Source organism: Flavobacterium aquidurense (genome assembly GCF_001404985.1).
Taxonomy (GTDB): Bacteria; Bacteroidota; Bacteroidia; order Flavobacteriales; family Flavobacteriaceae; genus Flavobacterium; species Flavobacterium aquidurense_B.
On the sequence record NZ_JRLF01000009.1, the window covers coordinates 50,208 to 67,667 of the forward strand.

Below are 17,460 nucleotides of genomic sequence, written 5' to 3' on the forward strand. Positions count from 1 at the left end.
ACAAATTCTGAATTACTTTACGGAGCTTCTTGTTAAGATTCCTCGTTCCTCGGAATGACAAAGATTACGGATAAAAAAGAATAACAAAAAAAGCAGCTATCATTACAATAACTGCTTTTTATAAATATTCTAAAAATCTAAAATCTTAGATCTAAACTCTAAAATCATTAACTTCCACACATTTCACAATCATCAGGCTCAGCTGCTTGTGCTTTTAAAAGCATTGCTTTGTAATCCTCTACGCTGATTGCTTCTGTTTCCGGAACTAAAGTTACCGGAGCATCTTCTTCTTTTTTATCGTTGTTTAGGGTAAATTTAATTGCATCAACCGCAGATTTTGTTCTTAGGTAATACATTCCTGTTTTTAAACCTGATTGCCAAGCATAAAAGTGCATTGACGTCAGTTTAGAATAGTTTGCATCTTGCATGAACAAGTTTAATGATTGCGACTGGTCAATAAAATAACCTCTTTGACGTGACATATCGATAATGTCTTTCATCGACATTTCCCAAACTGTTTTGTATAGTTCTTTAAGGTCTTGCGGAATCACATCAATATTTTGAACTGATCCGTTATGACGCATAATTTCTTGCTTCAACGTTTCGTTCCATAAACCTCTGTCTACTAAATCGTGAAGTAAATGTTTGTTTACTACTATGAATTCTCCAGACAATACACGACGTGTGTAAATGTTTGATGTATATGGTTCAAAAGCTTCGTTGTTTCCTAAAATTTGAGAAGTCGAAGCGGTTGGCATTGGTGCAACTAATAATGAGTTACGAACTCCATGCTCCATTACTTCTTTTCTTAATGAAGCCCAGTCCCAACGGCCTGATAATTCTTCATCTTTCATTCCCCACATGTTGTATTGAAATTCTCCTTGTGACATTGGAGATCCAGCAAATGTAGAATATGGTCCTTCTTCTTTTGCCATTTCCATAGAAGCGGTTACAGCTGCGAAGTATAATGTTTCGAAAATTTCCTGATTTAATGCTTTTGCTTCATCACTTGTAAACGGCATACGCAACATGATAAAAGCATCTGCTAATCCTTGAACCCCTAAACCAACCGGACGGTGGCGTAAGTTAGAATTTTCAGCTTCTTTTACAGGATAGTAGTTTCTGTCGATTACTTTGTTCAGGTTACGAGTTACACGTTTTGTAACATTGTAAAGTGCTTCGTGATCGAATTTACCATTCTCAATAAACATTGGTAATGAGATAGAAGCCAGGTTACAAACTGCGATTTCATCTTTAGAAGTAAACTCCATAATCTCTGTACACAAGTTTGATGAACGAATTGTTCCTAAATTCTTGTGGTTTGATTTACGGTTTGCTGCATCTTTGTACAACATATAAGGCGTTCCGGTTTCGATTTGTGATTCAAGGATTTTCTCCCATAATTCACGTGCACGAATCGTTTTTCTACCTTTTCCTCTAAACTCATAATCAAGGTACATTGCTTCGAATTCTTCTCCGTAAACATCGTATAATCCAGGACATTCGTTAGGACACATTAAAGTCCATGATGCATCTTCCTGAACACGTTTCATGAATAAATCAGATGTCCACATTGCGAAGAATAAATCACGTGCACGCATTTCTTCTTTTCCTGTGTTTTTCTTTAAATCCAAAAAGTCGAAGATATCCGCATGCCATGTTTCGATGTAAATCGCAAAACTTCCTTTACGTTTTCCTCCACCCTGATCTACATAACGAGCCGTATCGTTGAAAACTCTCAACATTGGAACGATTCCGTTTGAAGTTCCGTTTGTACCACGAATATAAGATCCTGTTGCACGAACGTTATGAATAGAAAGACCAATTCCTCCCGCTGATTGCGAGATTTTAGCCGTTTGTTTTAAAGTGTCGTAAATACCATCGATACTATCGTCCTGCATTGCTAAAAGGAAACAAGAAGACATTTGTGGTTTTGGAGTTCCGGCATTAAACAACGTTGGCGTTGCATGCGTAAAGAACTTTTTAGACATTAAATCGTAAGTTTCGATTACTGATTTTAAATCGTCAAGGTGAATACCAACCGAAACACGCATCAACATATGCTGTGGTCTTTCTACGATTTTTCCGTTTATTTTTAACAAATACGAACGTTCTAAGGTTTTGAAACCAAAGTAATCGTAATTAAAATCTCTTGTATAAATAATATGAGAATCAAGGAAAGCCGAGTTTTCCTGAATCACTTTAAATACTTCATCCGAAAGTAATGGTGCTTCCTGGCCATTTCTTGGATTTACGTAATTATACATATCTTTCATCGTTTCTGAGAACGACTTTTTAGTATTTGAGTGTAGGTTCGAAATTGCCACACGAGCTGCTAATTGTGCATAATCAGGATGCGCAATTGTCATAGAAGCTGCCGTTTCTGCTGCAAGATTATCAAGTTCAGATGTAGAAACACCGTCATACAATCCTTCGATAACACGCATGGCTACCTTAACAGGATCTACAAGTTCATTCAAGCCGTAACACAATTTTTTGATTCTTTCTGTAATCTTATCAAACATTACCGGCTCTTTGTGGCCATCTCTTTTTACTACATACATAAGCTTACTATTTTAGTTATTGAAAAAATGAAAGACATTGGAATAACGAATTCCAAGACTTAAACATTGCGTGTTTTTAAATTATTTTTTGAGAATTGCAGGATCCTCAATAGTTACCCGATTCAAATTCGAAAAATGAATTTAAATACATTAAAAATTGTTATTGAATCAGCGATTTGGGATGAAGATTCAATCTTAAAAAATTGTAATTTTTCTTAGCGTCTTAGATTACGCTAAAATTATTTTGGTGCCTAAAAATCTGCATCGAATGAAATTTTCTGAGCATCACTATCCGTGTTCATCACACCTGATTTTTGATACTCGGCAACACGTTTTTCAAAGAAATTGGTTTTTCCCTGAAGAGAGATCATGTCCATGAAATCAAACGGATTCGCTGATCCATATACACGCTCGCAACCTAATTCTACTAATAATCGATCTGCGACAAACTCTAAATATTGCGTCATTAAAGCAGCGTTCATACCTATTAAACTTACCGGCAGGGATTCTGTAACAAATTCTCTTTCGATATCTAATGCATCAACAATAATTTCTTTAATTCTGTCTTTTGGGACTTTATTGATTAAATGATGATTATGTAAGTGAACTGCAAAATCACAGTGTACACCTTCGTCACGGGAAATCAACTCATTAGAAAAAGTCAAACCTGGCATTAAACCACGTTTTTTCAACCAATAGATAGAACAGAAAGCACCTGAAAAGAAAATTCCTTCAACTGCTGCAAAAGCAATCAGTCTTTCAGCGAATGAATCAGATTCAATCCACTTTAAAGCCCAGTCTGCTTTTTTCTTAATTGCCGGAAAAACTTCTAATGCATTAAACAATTCTGCTTTTTCCGCTTCATCTTTCACGTAAGTGTCAATTAGCAAAGAGTAAGTTTCGCTATGAATGTTTTCCATCATGATTTGAAAACCATAGAAAAACTTTGCTTCTGCATATTGAACTTCGTTTACAAAGTTCTCAGCAAGATTCTCATTTACGATTCCGTCAGAAGCTGCAAAGAATGCCAAAATGTGTTTAATAAAATATCTTTCGTCGTCACTAAGTTTATTGTTCCAATCTGTCAAGTCCTGGTGTAAATCGATTTCTTCAGCAGTCCAGAAACTAGCTTCCATTTTCTTATACCATTCCCAAATATCATGATGTTTGATAGGAAAAATAACGAAACGATTTTTATTTTCTTGTAATATTGGTTCAACTTGTGACATGGTAATTTTTGTTTAATTTTTGTACTGAATTTTTACTAATTCAATAGACTACAAAGATTGTCATTTACAGCCAAAAATGAAAGCCAAACTTATTCACAATTCGACGTAGTTTTTAACAAAGCAGAAAAAATGAGATATTTTTCAGACAATAATTAAATATTTGTAAATGAGACATTTAATAGTAGCTTTTATACCTAAAGCCCCTGTAAAATATAGACTTTTTGAAATAAAAAGCAAGAAATTTTAATTTGTTTTTAAAAGTTTTTTTTGAGTTAAAACTTTATTTTTTGAGTCAAAATATCTCTGCTAAAAGTGGTAACTAAGAGGCGCTTGTTTTTAAGATTTTTTAAGTTCTTCAGCCACTTTTTCAAGCTCTAAATACCAGTCCTGACCAAAACGGCGAATTAACGCTTCTTTGACAAATTTATAAACCGGAACTTCCAATTCTTTTCCTAAAGAACAGGCATCATCACAAATATCCCATTTATCATAATTTACGGCAGCGAATTCTGTAAAGTCTTTTACACGAATTGGGTACAAATGACATGAAACTGGTTTTTTCCAGTCTACAATACCTTGATTATAGGCTTGCTCGATTCCACAAAGCGCTGTTTTACCGTCAAAAATAACATAAGCACAATCTTTATTATCTATTAACGGTGTTTCAAGATCACCATCAGTTCCTTTTACCCAGGTTCCTTGGGCTTCGATAGCTGCAATTCCTTCTTTTCTTAAAAACGGTTTTACCTTAGGATAAATTTCTTCCATTATTTTAGTTTCTGCTTCACTAAGTGGCGCACCGGCATCTCCGTCAACGCAGCAAGCTCCTTTACAAGCTGACAAGTTGCACACAAATTCTTTTTCAAGAATATCTTCTGAAATAATGGTTTTCCCTAATTGAAACATGATAATAAAGTACTGAAATTTATAAAGTGCAAAGATAGACAAAGAAAGCAGATAAAACGATCTAAATATTTCACCGTAAAGCCTGAAGCAATATATCTAAAAAATCAGAAAACTTTATCCTGCTTATCTTTGCTCAAATCTTTGCGAATCTCTTTGGTAAAAGCACACATTTGTTACAAAAATCACTATTTTAATTACTAACACGTGTTTTTATAACAAAAATACCTTGTTCATCATATCTTATAAAAAAGCGCTATCTTTATTATCTACCTTTGCACATCTTTTAATCCATAAATTTAAGAAATATGTTAGAGATTGATTTTAAAGAAATTATCACTGTCGGAATGGTACTTTTTGCTGTAATTGATATCGTAGGATCAATTCCTATTATTGTAAATCTAAGGGCTAAAGTTGGACATATAGAATCTGAGAAAGCTTCGATAGTTGCTGGTGCCATTATGATTGTTTTTCTTTTTGTTGGTGAAGGTTTTCTTAACCTGATAGGCATAGATGTTCATTCATTTGCCGTTGCAGGTTCTTTTGTATTATTTTTTCTGGCCTTGGAGATGATTTTAGGAATCAGGATTTATCGTGACGAAGAACCGGGATCTGCTTCAATAGTCCCATTAGCGTTTCCGTTAATCGCCGGAGCAGGAACAATGACAACTTTACTTTCCTTACGATCTCAATTTCATACCATTAATATTATTATCGCTATTTTATTGAATATTATATTGGTTTATATTGTTTTGAAATCTTCAAAAAAAATCGAGAATTTATTAGGAGAAAACGGACTTGGCGTGGTTCGTAAGACATTTGGAGTGATACTTTTAGCGATTGCTGTTAAATTATTTGCCGCTAATGTTAAAGGTTTGTTTGTCTAACAATTATTTTTATAAATTTACCCCATAAAATTTCTAAAATACAACTTTAGGACATTTTTCAGGTCAAAGGGTTTTACTTTATTATTTTAGGCAAACAAACAACCATTATGAAAATTTTCACTTCAATCTTAGTGCTTCTAGCATTAGCTTTAATTGTTTTTAATATTACGTTGCTAGACTTCAAAAATCCTTTTCAGGGAGATAGTGTAGTTGCTTTTATTGGAATTGCAGCTTCATTTTGTGCCGTTTTGATTCTTTTAATTTTTAGAATTTCTAAAAGAATTGAAGAAAAAACAAACGGACGATAATATGTTTGACGTTTTAATTATTGGCGGAGGAGTTTCTGGCATGTCTTGTGCTCTGGTTTTGGGATCAGCAAAAAAGAAATCCTTTGCAGCCGATAAAAAAATTGGAATTTTTACGCATCAAAAAAATTCTTCTTTACAAGAAGCAATTTTCTACAATGCTTATGGTATAACGCCAGGCAAATTAGGTTCTGATTTACTCACAGAAAGTACACAGGATTTAACAATGAGTTATCCGCATATTACCCAGATCCCAAATGAGAAAGTAATTAAAATCGAAGGGACTTACCCTGAATTTACAGTTACAACAAACAAAAACTCATACAAAACCAAAAGTATTGTTATAGGCATTGGTTCTGCAAATACTTTTGATATCGAAGGCTTAATGCAATACATTGAACCTCATAAAAAAGCATTACCCGAAAAACAACGTATTCAGCTTAAAAACGACGATCATAAAGTAGCCGACGGTATTTATGTAATTGGAACTTTAGCAGGCTGGAGAAGTCAATTGGCAATTGCTGCCGGAAGTGGTGCTGCGGTTGCAACAGATATTCTTACTTTATGGAATAACGGTGTACAAACTCACTCGCACGATAGCATTCGATAAAACTCTATAAAATTATTAAACCATATAAGTTATATAAGTTCATTTAATATGCGAAATGCATTATATTGACTTATATAACTTATATGGTTTTCTTTTTTTGCTTAAGTTTTCATTAATAGCTATGATTTACACATAGCATTAAATGAACTTATATAACTTATATGGTAAAAAAATTACTTCACCGAAACAATTTCTTTTACTGTGATATGTTTTTCTGTATCTGTTTTCCAGATTTCTCCTTTTAACGATACCTCATCACCTTCTTTTAATTTCTTGTAGTTTTGCGGTCCTCCAACATTTACAATGCTTATTACTGCAAAATAAACTTCATTTTTATCGGTATTGATTTTGGCAGTGTAACCGTCCTTTCCAAATTCTATCGACTCAACTTTTCCTGAAATTGTATTTTTATCCTTCATACAGGCGCAAGAAATTACAAAAGTCATCAACAACATTAAAAAACTTATTCTTTTTAGATTTTTCATATTTTATATTTTACTGTAAATCTCGTTTATTTCCAGACAAGATTTATTACACTATATTTTAAAAAATTATTATTATTTTATTGTAAAATGATACAACTTCCGGCAATCACCTTTAAGGTTTCATCAAATTGTTTCCAAACTCCGTTGTACTTATAAGTTCCATTTAAAGAATTACCTTCATAATTTCCTTTTAATAAAACAGTTACCACAACTACAGCAATATCTCCAATTACATTTATAATCTGATCTGAAGCCTCTATAGTTTCTACTTTTATTTTGCCTGAACGATACGATTCTAAATCAAATTCTTTAGTAATAGTTTGTCCGTTTGCTAAATTAAAAAGCAAATCATCATGAAGCATTTTATCCAATGTTGCAACATCAGCATTTTTAATTGCCGTTAAAAGTTCGATTTCAGCATTTACAATAGTTTCTATTTTCATTTGATATAAAAATTAAGAATTACTTTTTCGGATTCAAAACTGCTTTTATCATGGCATCATCTTTTAGAATAACATCATAATAATACAATTCGCCATAAAGCTGACGGGCAAATTCTGCGGTAATATAACGGTTTACCAATGCTTTGGTTTTGTCTAATTTTAAATCAAGACCAGTTATTAAAATATATGTTCTGAACTTTTTAAAATAGGCATCAGAGTTTTTCATCTTAGCCAAAAACTCATTAAAATGAAGTCCGGCAAAAGCATTTCTGTTTTTATCCAATTCTTCAAAAACAAAATGACCTACAATTCCCGTTTGAAGAAGATATGCTACGTTTTCATTTCCGTGTTCTGCTTCAATTGGCACAAAAACATCCGGAACAATTCCGCCACCACCGTATACAACTTTACCTTTTGGAGTTTTAAACTTCAATGAATCAGCTACTTTTATACTGTCTTTTGCATAAAGTTCCCCAGATTTTATACGTGATTCTGATTCTTTATAATATTCTTCGTTTCCTTTTTTGTAAGGTTTCTGAATCGATCTTCCGGTTGGTGTGTAATATCTCGCAACTGTTAACCTAACTGCAGATCCATCGTTAAAATCCATTTCACGCTGCACTAACCCTTTTCCAAAAGAACGACGCCCAACAATAGTACCACGATCATTATCCTGAAGTGCACCGGCCAGAATTTCGCTTGCAGATGCGCTGTTTTCATTAAGTAAAACATATACTTTTCCGGTTTCAAAACTTCCTGCTTTTGTCGCAAAAGTTTTTTCGGTTGTTCCGTTTTTATTTTTGGTAAAAACAATCAGCTGTTTGTCTTTCAAAAACTCATCGGCAATTGCAATAGCTTCTTCCATATAACCGCCGCCATTATCGCGAAGGTCGATGATAAGTGATTCAATTCCGTTTTGTTTTAGTCGTGTTAAACCGGTTTTAAATTCATTAAAAGTAGTTTCTGCAAAACGGTTGATCTTGATATAACCTGTTTTATTATCGAGCAATAAAGATGCATCCACACTTTTTATAGGGATAATATCTCTTTTTACTTTAAACTTTAATTTCTTTTGTTGTGATTTTCTAAAAACCGTCAATTCAATTTCAGAACCTTTTATTCCTTTTAATTTCGAAAATAAACTATCAGACGGTAATCTTCTGCCGTATAATTTCGTTTTTCCTGCAAATAAAATTCTATCTCCAGATTTTATTCCGGCTTTCGCCGAAGGTCCATTTTCGATTGGTTTTATAATCGCAACAGAATCTTTATACATATAAAAGTTAATTCCGATTCCAACGAAATCACCTTTCATACTTTCGGCTACTTCAGCTTGTTCTGTTGGCGGTATATAAACGGAATGAGGATCTAATTTTGATAATATATTATCTACTGTAAGATTCACAATAGAGTCTGTATTAATACTGTCAACATATTCATTATTGATAAAATCAATAAGTTTGTTGAGCTTGGTTTTCGAGTAATTTTTAGCCAAAAGCTGGTCATCAACGGGAGCATTCATAAGGCTTCCGATGACTATTCCGAGAGCAAAGACTGCTCCGATAATAATGGGTAAATATTTTGAATTAAATTTCATTTACTCTTCTAAAACAGGAATATGTTCGACTTCGACACCTGCTTTTATTAAAAACTGAATTCCGGAATCATCCCGATATCCATTATGATATACTACTCTTTTGATTCCTGACTGATGGATCAGTTTGCTGCATTCTTTACATGGCGAAAGTGTAATATATAAAGTCGCACCTTCACATGATTGTGTTGATCTTGCAACTTTTAAAATTGCATTTGCTTCTGCATGCAGCACATCCCAACGGGTTAAACCGTCTTCGTCTTCGCAGCAATTTTCAAAACCGGATGGTGTTCCATTGTATCCATCAGAAATAATCATTCGGTCTTTTACGATAATGGCGCCTACTTTTTTTCGAATGCAATAGGAAAGTGCTCCCCATTCTGTCGCAATTCTTAAATAAGCTTTATCGTATTTATTTAATTTTTTTTCTTCCATTTATTTTATCTGTGCCAAATTGGGCTTTCAATAATCATAGGAACTACTACTCCTATAATAAAAGCCGACATTACAAGTGCCCAATCGCGTTTTGAAAAACGAAATACGGTTTGTACAATATATGATAGTATCAGAACCACAAAAACCACTACTAACTGAGCTGCTTCGATTCCTAACGCAAACTCGCCTAAAGGTAGTAATTTTGAACTAGGTGATCCTCCTAAAATTGTCTTGAAATAATTTGAGAATCCAAGTCCGTGTATAATTCCAAAAAACAAGGTTACAAAAAACACTAAATTCAATCCGTCACTCTTTGATGTTTTTCCTGCTGTAAAAAGATTAAAAATCGCGGTTATTAAAATTGTTATCGGAATTAAAAACTCAACGGTATTAACTTTTATTGCAATGATTCCGTAAACTGAAAGCAATAAAGCTAATGTATGTCCTATTGTAAAAACAGAAACTAAAAGCAAAATTCGTTTCCAGTCTTTAAACAAATAAGGGGTTGTTAATGCAATTAAAAAAAGAACGTGATCATAAGCGTGAATATCTAAAACATGCTTTAATCCTATTTGAAAATAAATCCAAAATTCTGACATACGGGTAATACTATTAAATGATTAGGGGTTGTAAACTTACGATTTATTTTGAAAAATTTATGATGCAAAACATTAAATCACCGAATAATAATAAGTTAAATTTTATGAGAAATTTAAATTTGTTAAATTAAAATAAGATTTATCTTTGCTCAATAAAAACTAATTAATTATGCCATTTTCAGAATTATTTGATAACGAATTCAAACAAAGAAACAGAGGTCATTTCTCTGCCATTGTTCGTGTAGCTTTTGCTGACGGCAAAGTAAGTCCAGAAGAAAAAGATTTTTTAGATAAAATAGCTTCAACATTACAAATTTCAGAAGAAGAATACAACGAAATCCTTAAAGATCCGTGGAAACATCCAATAAACCCTCCTTATTTATATACTCAACGTTTAGAGCGTTTATATGATTTGGCAAGAATGGTTCACGTAGATCATCATTTAGGAGATCAGCAGGAAGTAATGTTAACCCGTATGGGATTAGCTTTAGGATTTACTCCAGGAAACGTAAACTATATTGTTAGAAAAGCATTGTCTTTGGTTGACAAAAAAGTAGATTTAGACACTTTCGTTTTCGAAATGGAAAACATGAATAAATAATATTCAGTTTTTAGTATTCAGTCGCAGTAACAGTTTACAGTGTTGTACCGAAGACTAAAATTTAATTGAAACCAAAAAATAAACCCGACAGTTTTAAAAAAACTGTCGGGTTTGCTATTTATAGTCCAAACTGAAAACTGAGACTGAGACTAAAGCCTTTATTCAGCTGCCATAAATTGTTCTGCTTTTTCTACCATATTATAGCTTCCGCAGAAAAAAGGAACTCTTTCATGTAGTTCTGTTGGCTGGATTTCCATAATTCTTCCAAAACCGTCTGTTGCCTTTCCTCCCGCCTGCTCTGCAATAAATGCCATTGGGTTACATTCATATAATAAACGTAACTTTCCTTTTGGCGCTTTTGAGCTTGTTGGATATAAATAAATTCCGCCTTTGATCATATTTCGATGAAAATCAGAAACTAAACTTCCAATATATCTTGAGGTATATGGTCTGTCTTCTTCTTCTTTTTGACAATACTTAATATAATTTTTTACTCCTTGCGGAAAATGAACATAATTCCCTTCGTTTACTGAATAGATATTTCCGTTTCGAGGAAATTGCATGTTTGGATGTGAAAGATAAAAAGTACCAATTGCAGGGTTTAGCGTAAAACCATTTACACCATGACCTGTAGTATAAACCAACATTGTAGAGGTTCCGTAAATTACATATCCCGCTGCCACCTGATTTACACCCGGCTGTAAAAAGTCTTCGATGGTTACCGGAGTACCAAGTGGTGTAATTCTTCTAAAAACGGAAAAAATGGTCCCTAAGGAAACATTTACATCAATGTTCGAAGATCCGTCAAGCGGATCCATCAAGATCACGTACTTATTATTATTACTGTTGTCGCTCCCCTTGACAGTAATAAATTCGTCGTTTTCTTCTGAAGCAATTCCACAGACAATCTCACGGTTAATTAACGTCTGAATAAATACTTCGTTTGCATACACATCTAATTTTTGCTGGTCTTCTCCCTGAATATTTTGTTCGCCTGCAGCGCCAATAATATCCACTAATCCGGCTTTGTTGACTTTATAGTTTACAACTTTCGCCGCTAAACGTATAGAGTTAATAATTCGGGAAAGCTCTCCCGACGAATACTGAAATGCTTTTTGGTTCTCAATAATAAACTCTCCTAGTGTTTTATTGCGTTCTTCCATTACTATATCGTTGTAGTTTTAATTTTAAGTCACAAATATCGTTTTTTTTGTGAGAATGATTTAAAAATTATTTCGTTAGTTTGCCACTATTGTATATTTGCTAATTAAACACTCAAAGTACCGAGTAAAAGAATATTTTTTTAGCTAATAAACGCTTAATAATAAGAATACACGAATTGGCCTTACAAAAATTTTGACGAAAATAAGTTCTTAAAAATTAGGCAAGAATACGATATAGAATAAAATAAAAATTGGATAATATGAATATTAGAAAAGGAAATCCTGAAGACATGCAATCAGTTTTAGGATTAATACAGGAGTTGGCAATATTCGAAAAAGAACCGGAAGCTGTTGTTATTACTGTTGATGATTTAGTGCGTGACGGCTTTGGTGAAAATCCGCTATTTCATGTATTTGTTGCAGAAATTGAAGATGAATCAAGTAACAAAGAAATAGTTGGAATCGCATTGTACTATTACAGATACTCTACCTGGAAAGGTAAAACTATACATCTTGAAGATTTGATTGTCAAAGAAAAAATGCGAGGGACAGGTTTAGGATCTGCTCTTTATGCTGAAATCATGAAACAAGGTAAAAGAGATAATGTGCGACGAGTAGAATGGAATGTCCTGGACTGGAATACTCCTGCCGTGAAATTCTATGAAAATTCAGGTGCAAAAATTCTGGAAGAATGGAGAGTCGTCCAAATGGATGAAGCCGGCGTAAATTCATTTCTGGACAAACTGTAAAAATATATCTGCCACAGATTATTAAGATTAAGAGTATTTTCAATCTGTATCAAGTTTGTCATAAATTAAATTTGTGCTAATTCGCAGAATTTGTGGCAGAAAAAATCATAAAATATACCGGATTTCATTTCAAGCTGAAATCTAAAATTAAAAATCTAAAATTAAAAATGAGAGTATTTAAATTTGGTGGAGCATCAGTAAAAGATGCTGATGGAATTAAAAACGTATACGACGTTTTACAAAAAGTAGGTTATGAAGATGTGATTTTAGTAGTTTCAGCAATGGGAAAAACTACAAATGCCCTTGAAGTTGTTATCAAAAATTATTTTGATAAATCTACAGAGTTAAATTCATCTGTTGAGGAAATTAAAAAATACCACAATCAAATATTACTGGATTTATTTGAAGATGAAAAACAGGAGGTTTTTGAAGCGGTTCAAGCTCAATTTTCTGAATTAGAATATTTCCTGGCACATAATAAATCGCCTAATTACAATTTTGTTTACGATCAGATTGTGAGTTTTGGTGAATTGATTTCAACTACTATTTTAAGTCATTACATGAATTTTAGAGGGATTCAGACGCAATGGCTTGATGTTCGTAATTTTATTAAAACCAATGCAAATTACAGAGATGCCGAGGTAGATTGGGAAACAACGCAACAAAACATCAGCAAAAATGTAAAACGCAAAATATTAAACATCACACAAGGATTTTTAGGTGCTGACGAAAATAACTTTACTACTACTCTTGGTCGTGAAGGTTCTGATTATACAGCAGGAATTTTTGCTTATTGCTTAAATGCCGAAAGTGTAACAATCTGGAAAGATGTTCCGGGAGTTATGAATGCGGATCCGCGTTATTTTGAAAATGCGAGTTTGTTGAATCAAATTTCTTATCGTGAAGCGATCGAACTGGCTTTTTACGGTGCAACGGTTATTCACCCAAAAACATTACAGCCATTACAGAAAAAAGAAATTCCGTTATATGTAAAATCTTTTATCAACCCATTATTAAAAGGAACGTGTGTTTCTAAAGGTGTAGATCTGGAACCTCAATATCCTTGTTTTATTGTAAAAAGAGACCAACTTTTGATCTCACTTTCATCAATTGATTTCTCTTTTATTATGGAAGAAAACATAAGTGAAATTTTTGCTTTGTTTCACCAATTCAAAATAAAAGTAAATCTGATCCAGAACTCAGCAATTAGTTTTTCTGTATGTGTAGAAGATAAATTTGAAAATTTTAATGAATTGAACTCAATACTTTCGAAAAAATTCAAAGTAGATTACAACGAAAATGTAACTTTATATACCATTCGTCATTTTACAGAACAAGCTGCGCAAACTGTAGAAGAAAACAAAACCGTATTACTAAAACAAGTAAGCCGCGAAACGATGCAAATTGTTACCAAAGAGATTAAATAAAATCTTTTTATAAAGTTAATTATACAATTCAACTATACTTAGAAAAGGCTTCACTAATATGTGAAGCCTTTTTGTTTATCTCGCTCTGTTATTTTCACTTTGTTCAATCTCTGTTTTCTTAAAAGCTTGCTTCTTTGAGTTTCCAAAACTATACGTTGCTATCAGTTTAAAATAATTGGTGGTGTAGGTTCTGTGATAATATATTTCGGTTTGCCCTACATCATAATTACCGGAAACTATAAAGTCATGAAAGATATCATTTGCGGTAAAATTGAGTTTTAAAGTCTCTTTAAAAAAGTTTCTTTCGATTCCTACAGTAACTGTCGATCTGCTATTTTCGCTTCTTAATCCGTAGCTTTTATCACCAAGATACCAGGCAAGCAATTGAACTTTAAAAAGATTCGGAATTGTAAATGTATTATTAGAATAGAGATAGATTTGAGGTTTGACAGGCCCCAAAGCATATTCATAAAAATTATCGATCGATTTGCTTAAATTCATACTAATGGTATTCGTTGAATTCCACCATTTGTTTGCAAATGATCTTGAAAGCGAAGTAAAAAAAGTATGCTCTTTTTCTATATTTAATGATCTCAAAATATAACTATTAGGCGTATCGCCACGCAAAGCAGCTCCGGAAATTGGATCGATTTTATAGGTATAGCCTATTTTAAAATCGAACTTTTTGTACATCGCACCAATTTCAAAGGCATGAACTTTTTCAGGCAATAAATTAGGATTTCCTTCTATAGTAGTAAACGGATCCTGATAAATAACATACGGATTCAAACCCTGATATCTGGGCCTTGTTATTCTGGAAACATACGAGATATGCGCTTTCAAATCATCCGAAACATCCATATTTAGTAACACATTAGGGAAAAAATTGCCATAACTTTTTTTGAATTCCTGAATCCCGTTTGCTGTAGTATACAAATTATAACTCGTCCATTCGCCTCGGGCGCCAAAAGAAAAATTAAACTTCTTTCCTAATGAACTTCCATAATTAAAATAAACAGCACTTATTTTTTCAACGTATTTAAAATCACTCGAAAGTTGATCATCAGGTTCAAAACCGCCATTTTCTGTATCAGAAATCAGGAAATCTGTTCCTGATTGTACTTTCGCATTGCTAAATTTTGCTCCGGTTTCTAGTTTTGTATTTTCATTTATCTTTTTAGAATAATCTGCCTGAATGCTTATAATATTAATTGTATTGTCAACATTATTCTTCAAATACTTTTCCGCATTTCGTTCGTCAACCAAACTATTTTCATCAATAAAATCTTTTATAGTTCCATTATAATTAGAGTATTGCGTTCCTATAAATAACGATGAACCCTTACTATCTGTTATCGCATTATAATTTAGATTAATGAACTGATTCAGCAGCACATCATTTTTAGCAATATCCGTGGCATAAAAACTATTTCCCACATTATTACTGATCGAATTTCGGCTTTCTACAACTCCGCCCAAATCTTCAATATTTCCGCTATATGCCAATGAAATATAATTCTTCTCAGAGAATGTATATTGCAATCCAAAACCAAAATTCGAATAATTATTAAACTGACGTTTCCAATCTGTAGTTAATTCAGATCGCATATAATCCTCCGGATTCGGTCGTGTTCTGGTCGTGTATAACAATTCGCGGCCTTTGCCTAATTGCAATCCGTAATTGGTGATGAACGAAAATTTGCCTTTTGTATAATTAAAATCCAAAAGTGTATTCGTACTCGTTCCCGCAAACTCAGAAACGGTCACTTGTTGACTCACGCTTCCTAACATTCCGTTTTCGATATTTTTTTTGGTAATAATATTAATAACTGCTTTTCCTTCGGCATCGTATTTTGAGGATGGATTTGAAATTACTTCGATTTTTAAAATTTGAGAAACCGGAATCGCAGCAAAACGTTCGTAATTAATTAAAATTCCGTTAAGATAAATAATCGCTTCTCCTCTTCCCAGAACACTTATTTGTCCTTCGGCTACAATAACATTCGGAACCCTGCCCAATAATTCATTGACCGAACTACTTGTCGAAAGCAATGTATTGGCGACGTTTACATCAAGTGTTCCGTTCGCAACATATTTTACTAACGATGCCTGTTTTTTAATAACCACTTCCTTTAATTCGTTATTTTGATTTGTAATTTTCTCAGGAATTGTTGGCTTAGATTGTGCATTTATTTCTAAGGCATAAAAAAGAAAGCAATAAGTGTAAATGAAAACAGAAACTAGGAATCTCATAAATTTGGCAATTTAAAATTTGACTTTGTTGAGACAAAAGTCTATTCCAAATTGCAGGATGAAGTAATCGAAACAGAAATCAGGAGTACGAATTTATAAATTCATACTAAGGTTTAAGCCTGTAACGCCTGATGTTGATAATTTAAAGGTGTAGTTCCGGTATGTTTTTTAAAGGCTGCAAAAAATGTCGATTTAGAATTAAAACCTACATCGTAGCCAATAGATTCTAAAGTAAGTTTATCATTTGAAGTTATAATTTCGCAAGCTTCTTTTATTCTAAATTCATTTACAAAACTGGTAAAGTTCTTACCCAAATTATTATTTAAAAGTTGGGATAATTGATGACTTGAAATATTTATTTCTTTAGACAAGTCGTGCAATGTAAGATTGGGATTTTTATACAAAGCCTTTTCATTCATTAGACTTTCGAGTTTTTGTGTAAAAATTTCCGCTTCGGTTGCCTCTATTTTTTTACCGGAATTCTTTGATCCGTTTAATAAAAACAAATCATCGGTTTTTTTACGGTATAAAAGGATAGAAATAATTAAATAGAACATAATCGAAAAAACAATTGCCCCACTAATATAAGTGGCGGCCGGAGCGCGCATTATCGCAAGAAAATAAAAAAAGAATAAAAGGAAATTGCCCAGAAAAAGCATCCCGAACCACATTTCTGCCGGAGTTGCTTTGTGTTTTTTACTTATGATTTTTTGTAGAATGTCTTTAATGGTAAACCCGGAAAAAATAATATACACAAACCATTGAAAATAAATCGCTTTTATAAAATACTGTGTCCACAGTTCCGGATAATATTCATAAGGATATAAAAATCCAATTGTACCTATAAATAAAGCCCAGAATAAAAGGCTAAGTTTCCAGGATTTGGGCATTAAATTAATTTCAGCAACGGCTGATTTCAGGAAATAATATAAAAAAGGACCAATAAAAAAGCAAGCTGTAAGTCCAAATTGCAAATACATTTTTGGCAACGTGGGATTAAAATACACAAACACCGATTTTCCAATTCTGATGCTTAGTGCAAATAATAATGCACCCAAAAAATAATTGGTCAGGAACTTTTTTTTGGTAAAAAAGAAAAAATACACACTTAAAATAATTCCGTTAAAAACTCCTAATGCGCTAAAAAAGAATAAGAGTTCTTTACTGGTATCCATAATTTAAGTTAGTTTTATTCTCACAAAGCTAAAAAAAA

17 protein-coding genes are annotated in these 17,460 nt (G+C 32.9%); 6 read left to right on the forward strand and 11 right to left on the reverse strand.

Annotated features, from left to right (window positions below; all coding sequences use genetic code 11):
* Nucleotides 1-167 precede the first annotated feature (167 nt).
* The 3 genes from RC62_RS06235 to RC62_RS06245 form a co-directional block, all read right to left on the reverse strand.
* On the reverse strand, nucleotides 168-2,564 hold the full coding sequence (locus tag RC62_RS06235; protein WP_055093676.1) for a ribonucleoside-diphosphate reductase subunit alpha: 2,397 nt from the start codon (nucleotides 2,562-2,564) through the stop codon (nucleotides 168-170).
* Nucleotides 2,565-2,815: 251 nt separating this feature from the next.
* A complete protein-coding gene (locus RC62_RS06240) occupies nucleotides 2,816-3,793 on the reverse strand; it encodes a ribonucleotide-diphosphate reductase subunit beta (protein ID WP_029270611.1) in 978 nt (325 codons plus the stop codon).
* Between the two features lie 336 nt (nucleotides 3,794-4,129).
* On the reverse strand, nucleotides 4,130-4,699 hold the full coding sequence (locus tag RC62_RS06245; protein ID WP_055093679.1) for a DUF3109 family protein: 570 nt from the start codon (nucleotides 4,697-4,699) through the stop codon (nucleotides 4,130-4,132).
* A 305-nt stretch (nucleotides 4,700-5,004) separates the two neighbouring features.
* Here RC62_RS06245 and RC62_RS06250 point away from each other — a divergent pair, with 305 nt between their 5' ends.
* The 3 genes from RC62_RS06250 (at nucleotide 5,005) to RC62_RS06260 (ending at nucleotide 6,498) form a co-directional block, all read left to right on the forward strand.
* Entirely contained in the window at nucleotides 5,005-5,583 is a 579-nt protein-coding gene (locus RC62_RS06250; protein ID WP_055093681.1) for a MarC family protein, read from the forward strand.
* A 107-nt stretch (nucleotides 5,584-5,690) separates the two neighbouring features.
* Nucleotides 5,691-5,891, forward strand: a complete 201-nt coding sequence (locus tag RC62_RS06255; RefSeq protein WP_017496183.1) for a hypothetical protein — start codon at nucleotides 5,691-5,693, stop codon at nucleotides 5,889-5,891.
* A 1-nt stretch (nucleotide 5,892) separates the two neighbouring features.
* Nucleotides 5,893-6,498, forward strand: coding sequence for an FAD-dependent oxidoreductase (locus tag RC62_RS06260; RefSeq protein WP_055093683.1), 606 nt, complete (start codon nucleotides 5,893-5,895; stop codon nucleotides 6,496-6,498).
* Between the two features lie 173 nt (nucleotides 6,499-6,671).
* Here the strand turns inward: RC62_RS06260 and RC62_RS06265 are convergent, their stop codons facing one another.
* The 5 genes from RC62_RS06265 to RC62_RS06285 form a co-directional block, all read right to left on the reverse strand.
* The gene (locus RC62_RS06265) at nucleotides 6,672-6,983 is read right to left on the reverse strand and encodes a hypothetical protein (protein WP_055093685.1); all 312 of its coding nucleotides are present in this window, start codon (nucleotides 6,981-6,983) and stop codon (nucleotides 6,672-6,674) included.
* A gap of 77 nt (nucleotides 6,984-7,060) precedes the next feature.
* Nucleotides 7,061-7,426 carry a nuclear transport factor 2 family protein gene (locus RC62_RS06270; protein WP_055093687.1) on the reverse strand — a complete coding sequence of 122 codons (366 nt, stop codon included), beginning with the start codon at nucleotides 7,424-7,426 and terminating at the stop codon, nucleotides 7,061-7,063.
* Nucleotides 7,427-7,445: 19 nt separating this feature from the next.
* Nucleotides 7,446-9,023, reverse strand: coding sequence for a S41 family peptidase (locus RC62_RS06275; RefSeq protein ID WP_055093689.1), 1,578 nt, complete (start codon nucleotides 9,021-9,023; stop codon nucleotides 7,446-7,448).
* A complete protein-coding gene (locus RC62_RS06280; protein WP_055093691.1) occupies nucleotides 9,024-9,455 on the reverse strand; it encodes a deoxycytidylate deaminase in 432 nt (143 codons plus the stop codon).
* A gap of 5 nt (nucleotides 9,456-9,460) precedes the next feature.
* Complete coding sequence (locus RC62_RS06285) at nucleotides 9,461-10,054, reverse strand: HupE/UreJ family protein (protein WP_055093694.1); 594 nt, start codon at nucleotides 10,052-10,054, stop codon at nucleotides 9,461-9,463.
* A gap of 169 nt (nucleotides 10,055-10,223) precedes the next feature.
* Between RC62_RS06285 and RC62_RS06290 the strand changes: the two genes are divergently transcribed.
* Entirely contained in the window at nucleotides 10,224-10,655 is a 432-nt protein-coding gene (locus tag RC62_RS06290; protein ID WP_055093696.1) for a TerB family tellurite resistance protein, read from the forward strand.
* A 158-nt stretch (nucleotides 10,656-10,813) separates the two neighbouring features.
* Here RC62_RS06290 and fbp read toward each other — a convergent pair whose 3' ends face one another.
* A complete protein-coding gene (gene fbp / locus RC62_RS06295) occupies nucleotides 10,814-11,818 on the reverse strand; it encodes a class 1 fructose-bisphosphatase (protein WP_055093698.1) in 1,005 nt (334 codons plus the stop codon).
* A 260-nt stretch (nucleotides 11,819-12,078) separates the two neighbouring features.
* Here fbp and RC62_RS06300 point away from each other — a divergent pair, with 260 nt between their 5' ends.
* Nucleotides 12,079-12,567 (forward strand): GNAT family N-acetyltransferase, encoded by a 489-nt coding sequence (locus RC62_RS06300; protein WP_055093700.1) that lies wholly within the window; start codon nucleotides 12,079-12,081, stop codon nucleotides 12,565-12,567.
* Between the two features lie 167 nt (nucleotides 12,568-12,734).
* Nucleotides 12,735-13,994 carry an aspartate kinase gene (locus RC62_RS06305; protein WP_055094497.1) on the forward strand — a complete coding sequence of 420 codons (1,260 nt, stop codon included), beginning with the start codon at nucleotides 12,735-12,737 and terminating at the stop codon, nucleotides 13,992-13,994.
* A gap of 75 nt (nucleotides 13,995-14,069) precedes the next feature.
* On the opposite strand, the gene RC62_RS06310 is transcribed toward RC62_RS06305, so the two are convergent.
* Both RC62_RS06310 and RC62_RS06315 read right to left on the reverse strand, forming a co-directional pair.
* Nucleotides 14,070-16,247 (reverse strand): outer membrane beta-barrel family protein, encoded by a 2,178-nt coding sequence (locus RC62_RS06310; RefSeq protein ID WP_055093702.1) that lies wholly within the window; start codon nucleotides 16,245-16,247, stop codon nucleotides 14,070-14,072.
* A gap of 113 nt (nucleotides 16,248-16,360) precedes the next feature.
* Nucleotides 16,361-17,422, reverse strand: a complete 1,062-nt coding sequence (locus tag RC62_RS06315; protein ID WP_055093704.1) for a helix-turn-helix domain-containing protein — start codon at nucleotides 17,420-17,422, stop codon at nucleotides 16,361-16,363.
* Nucleotides 17,423-17,460 lie beyond the last annotated feature (38 nt).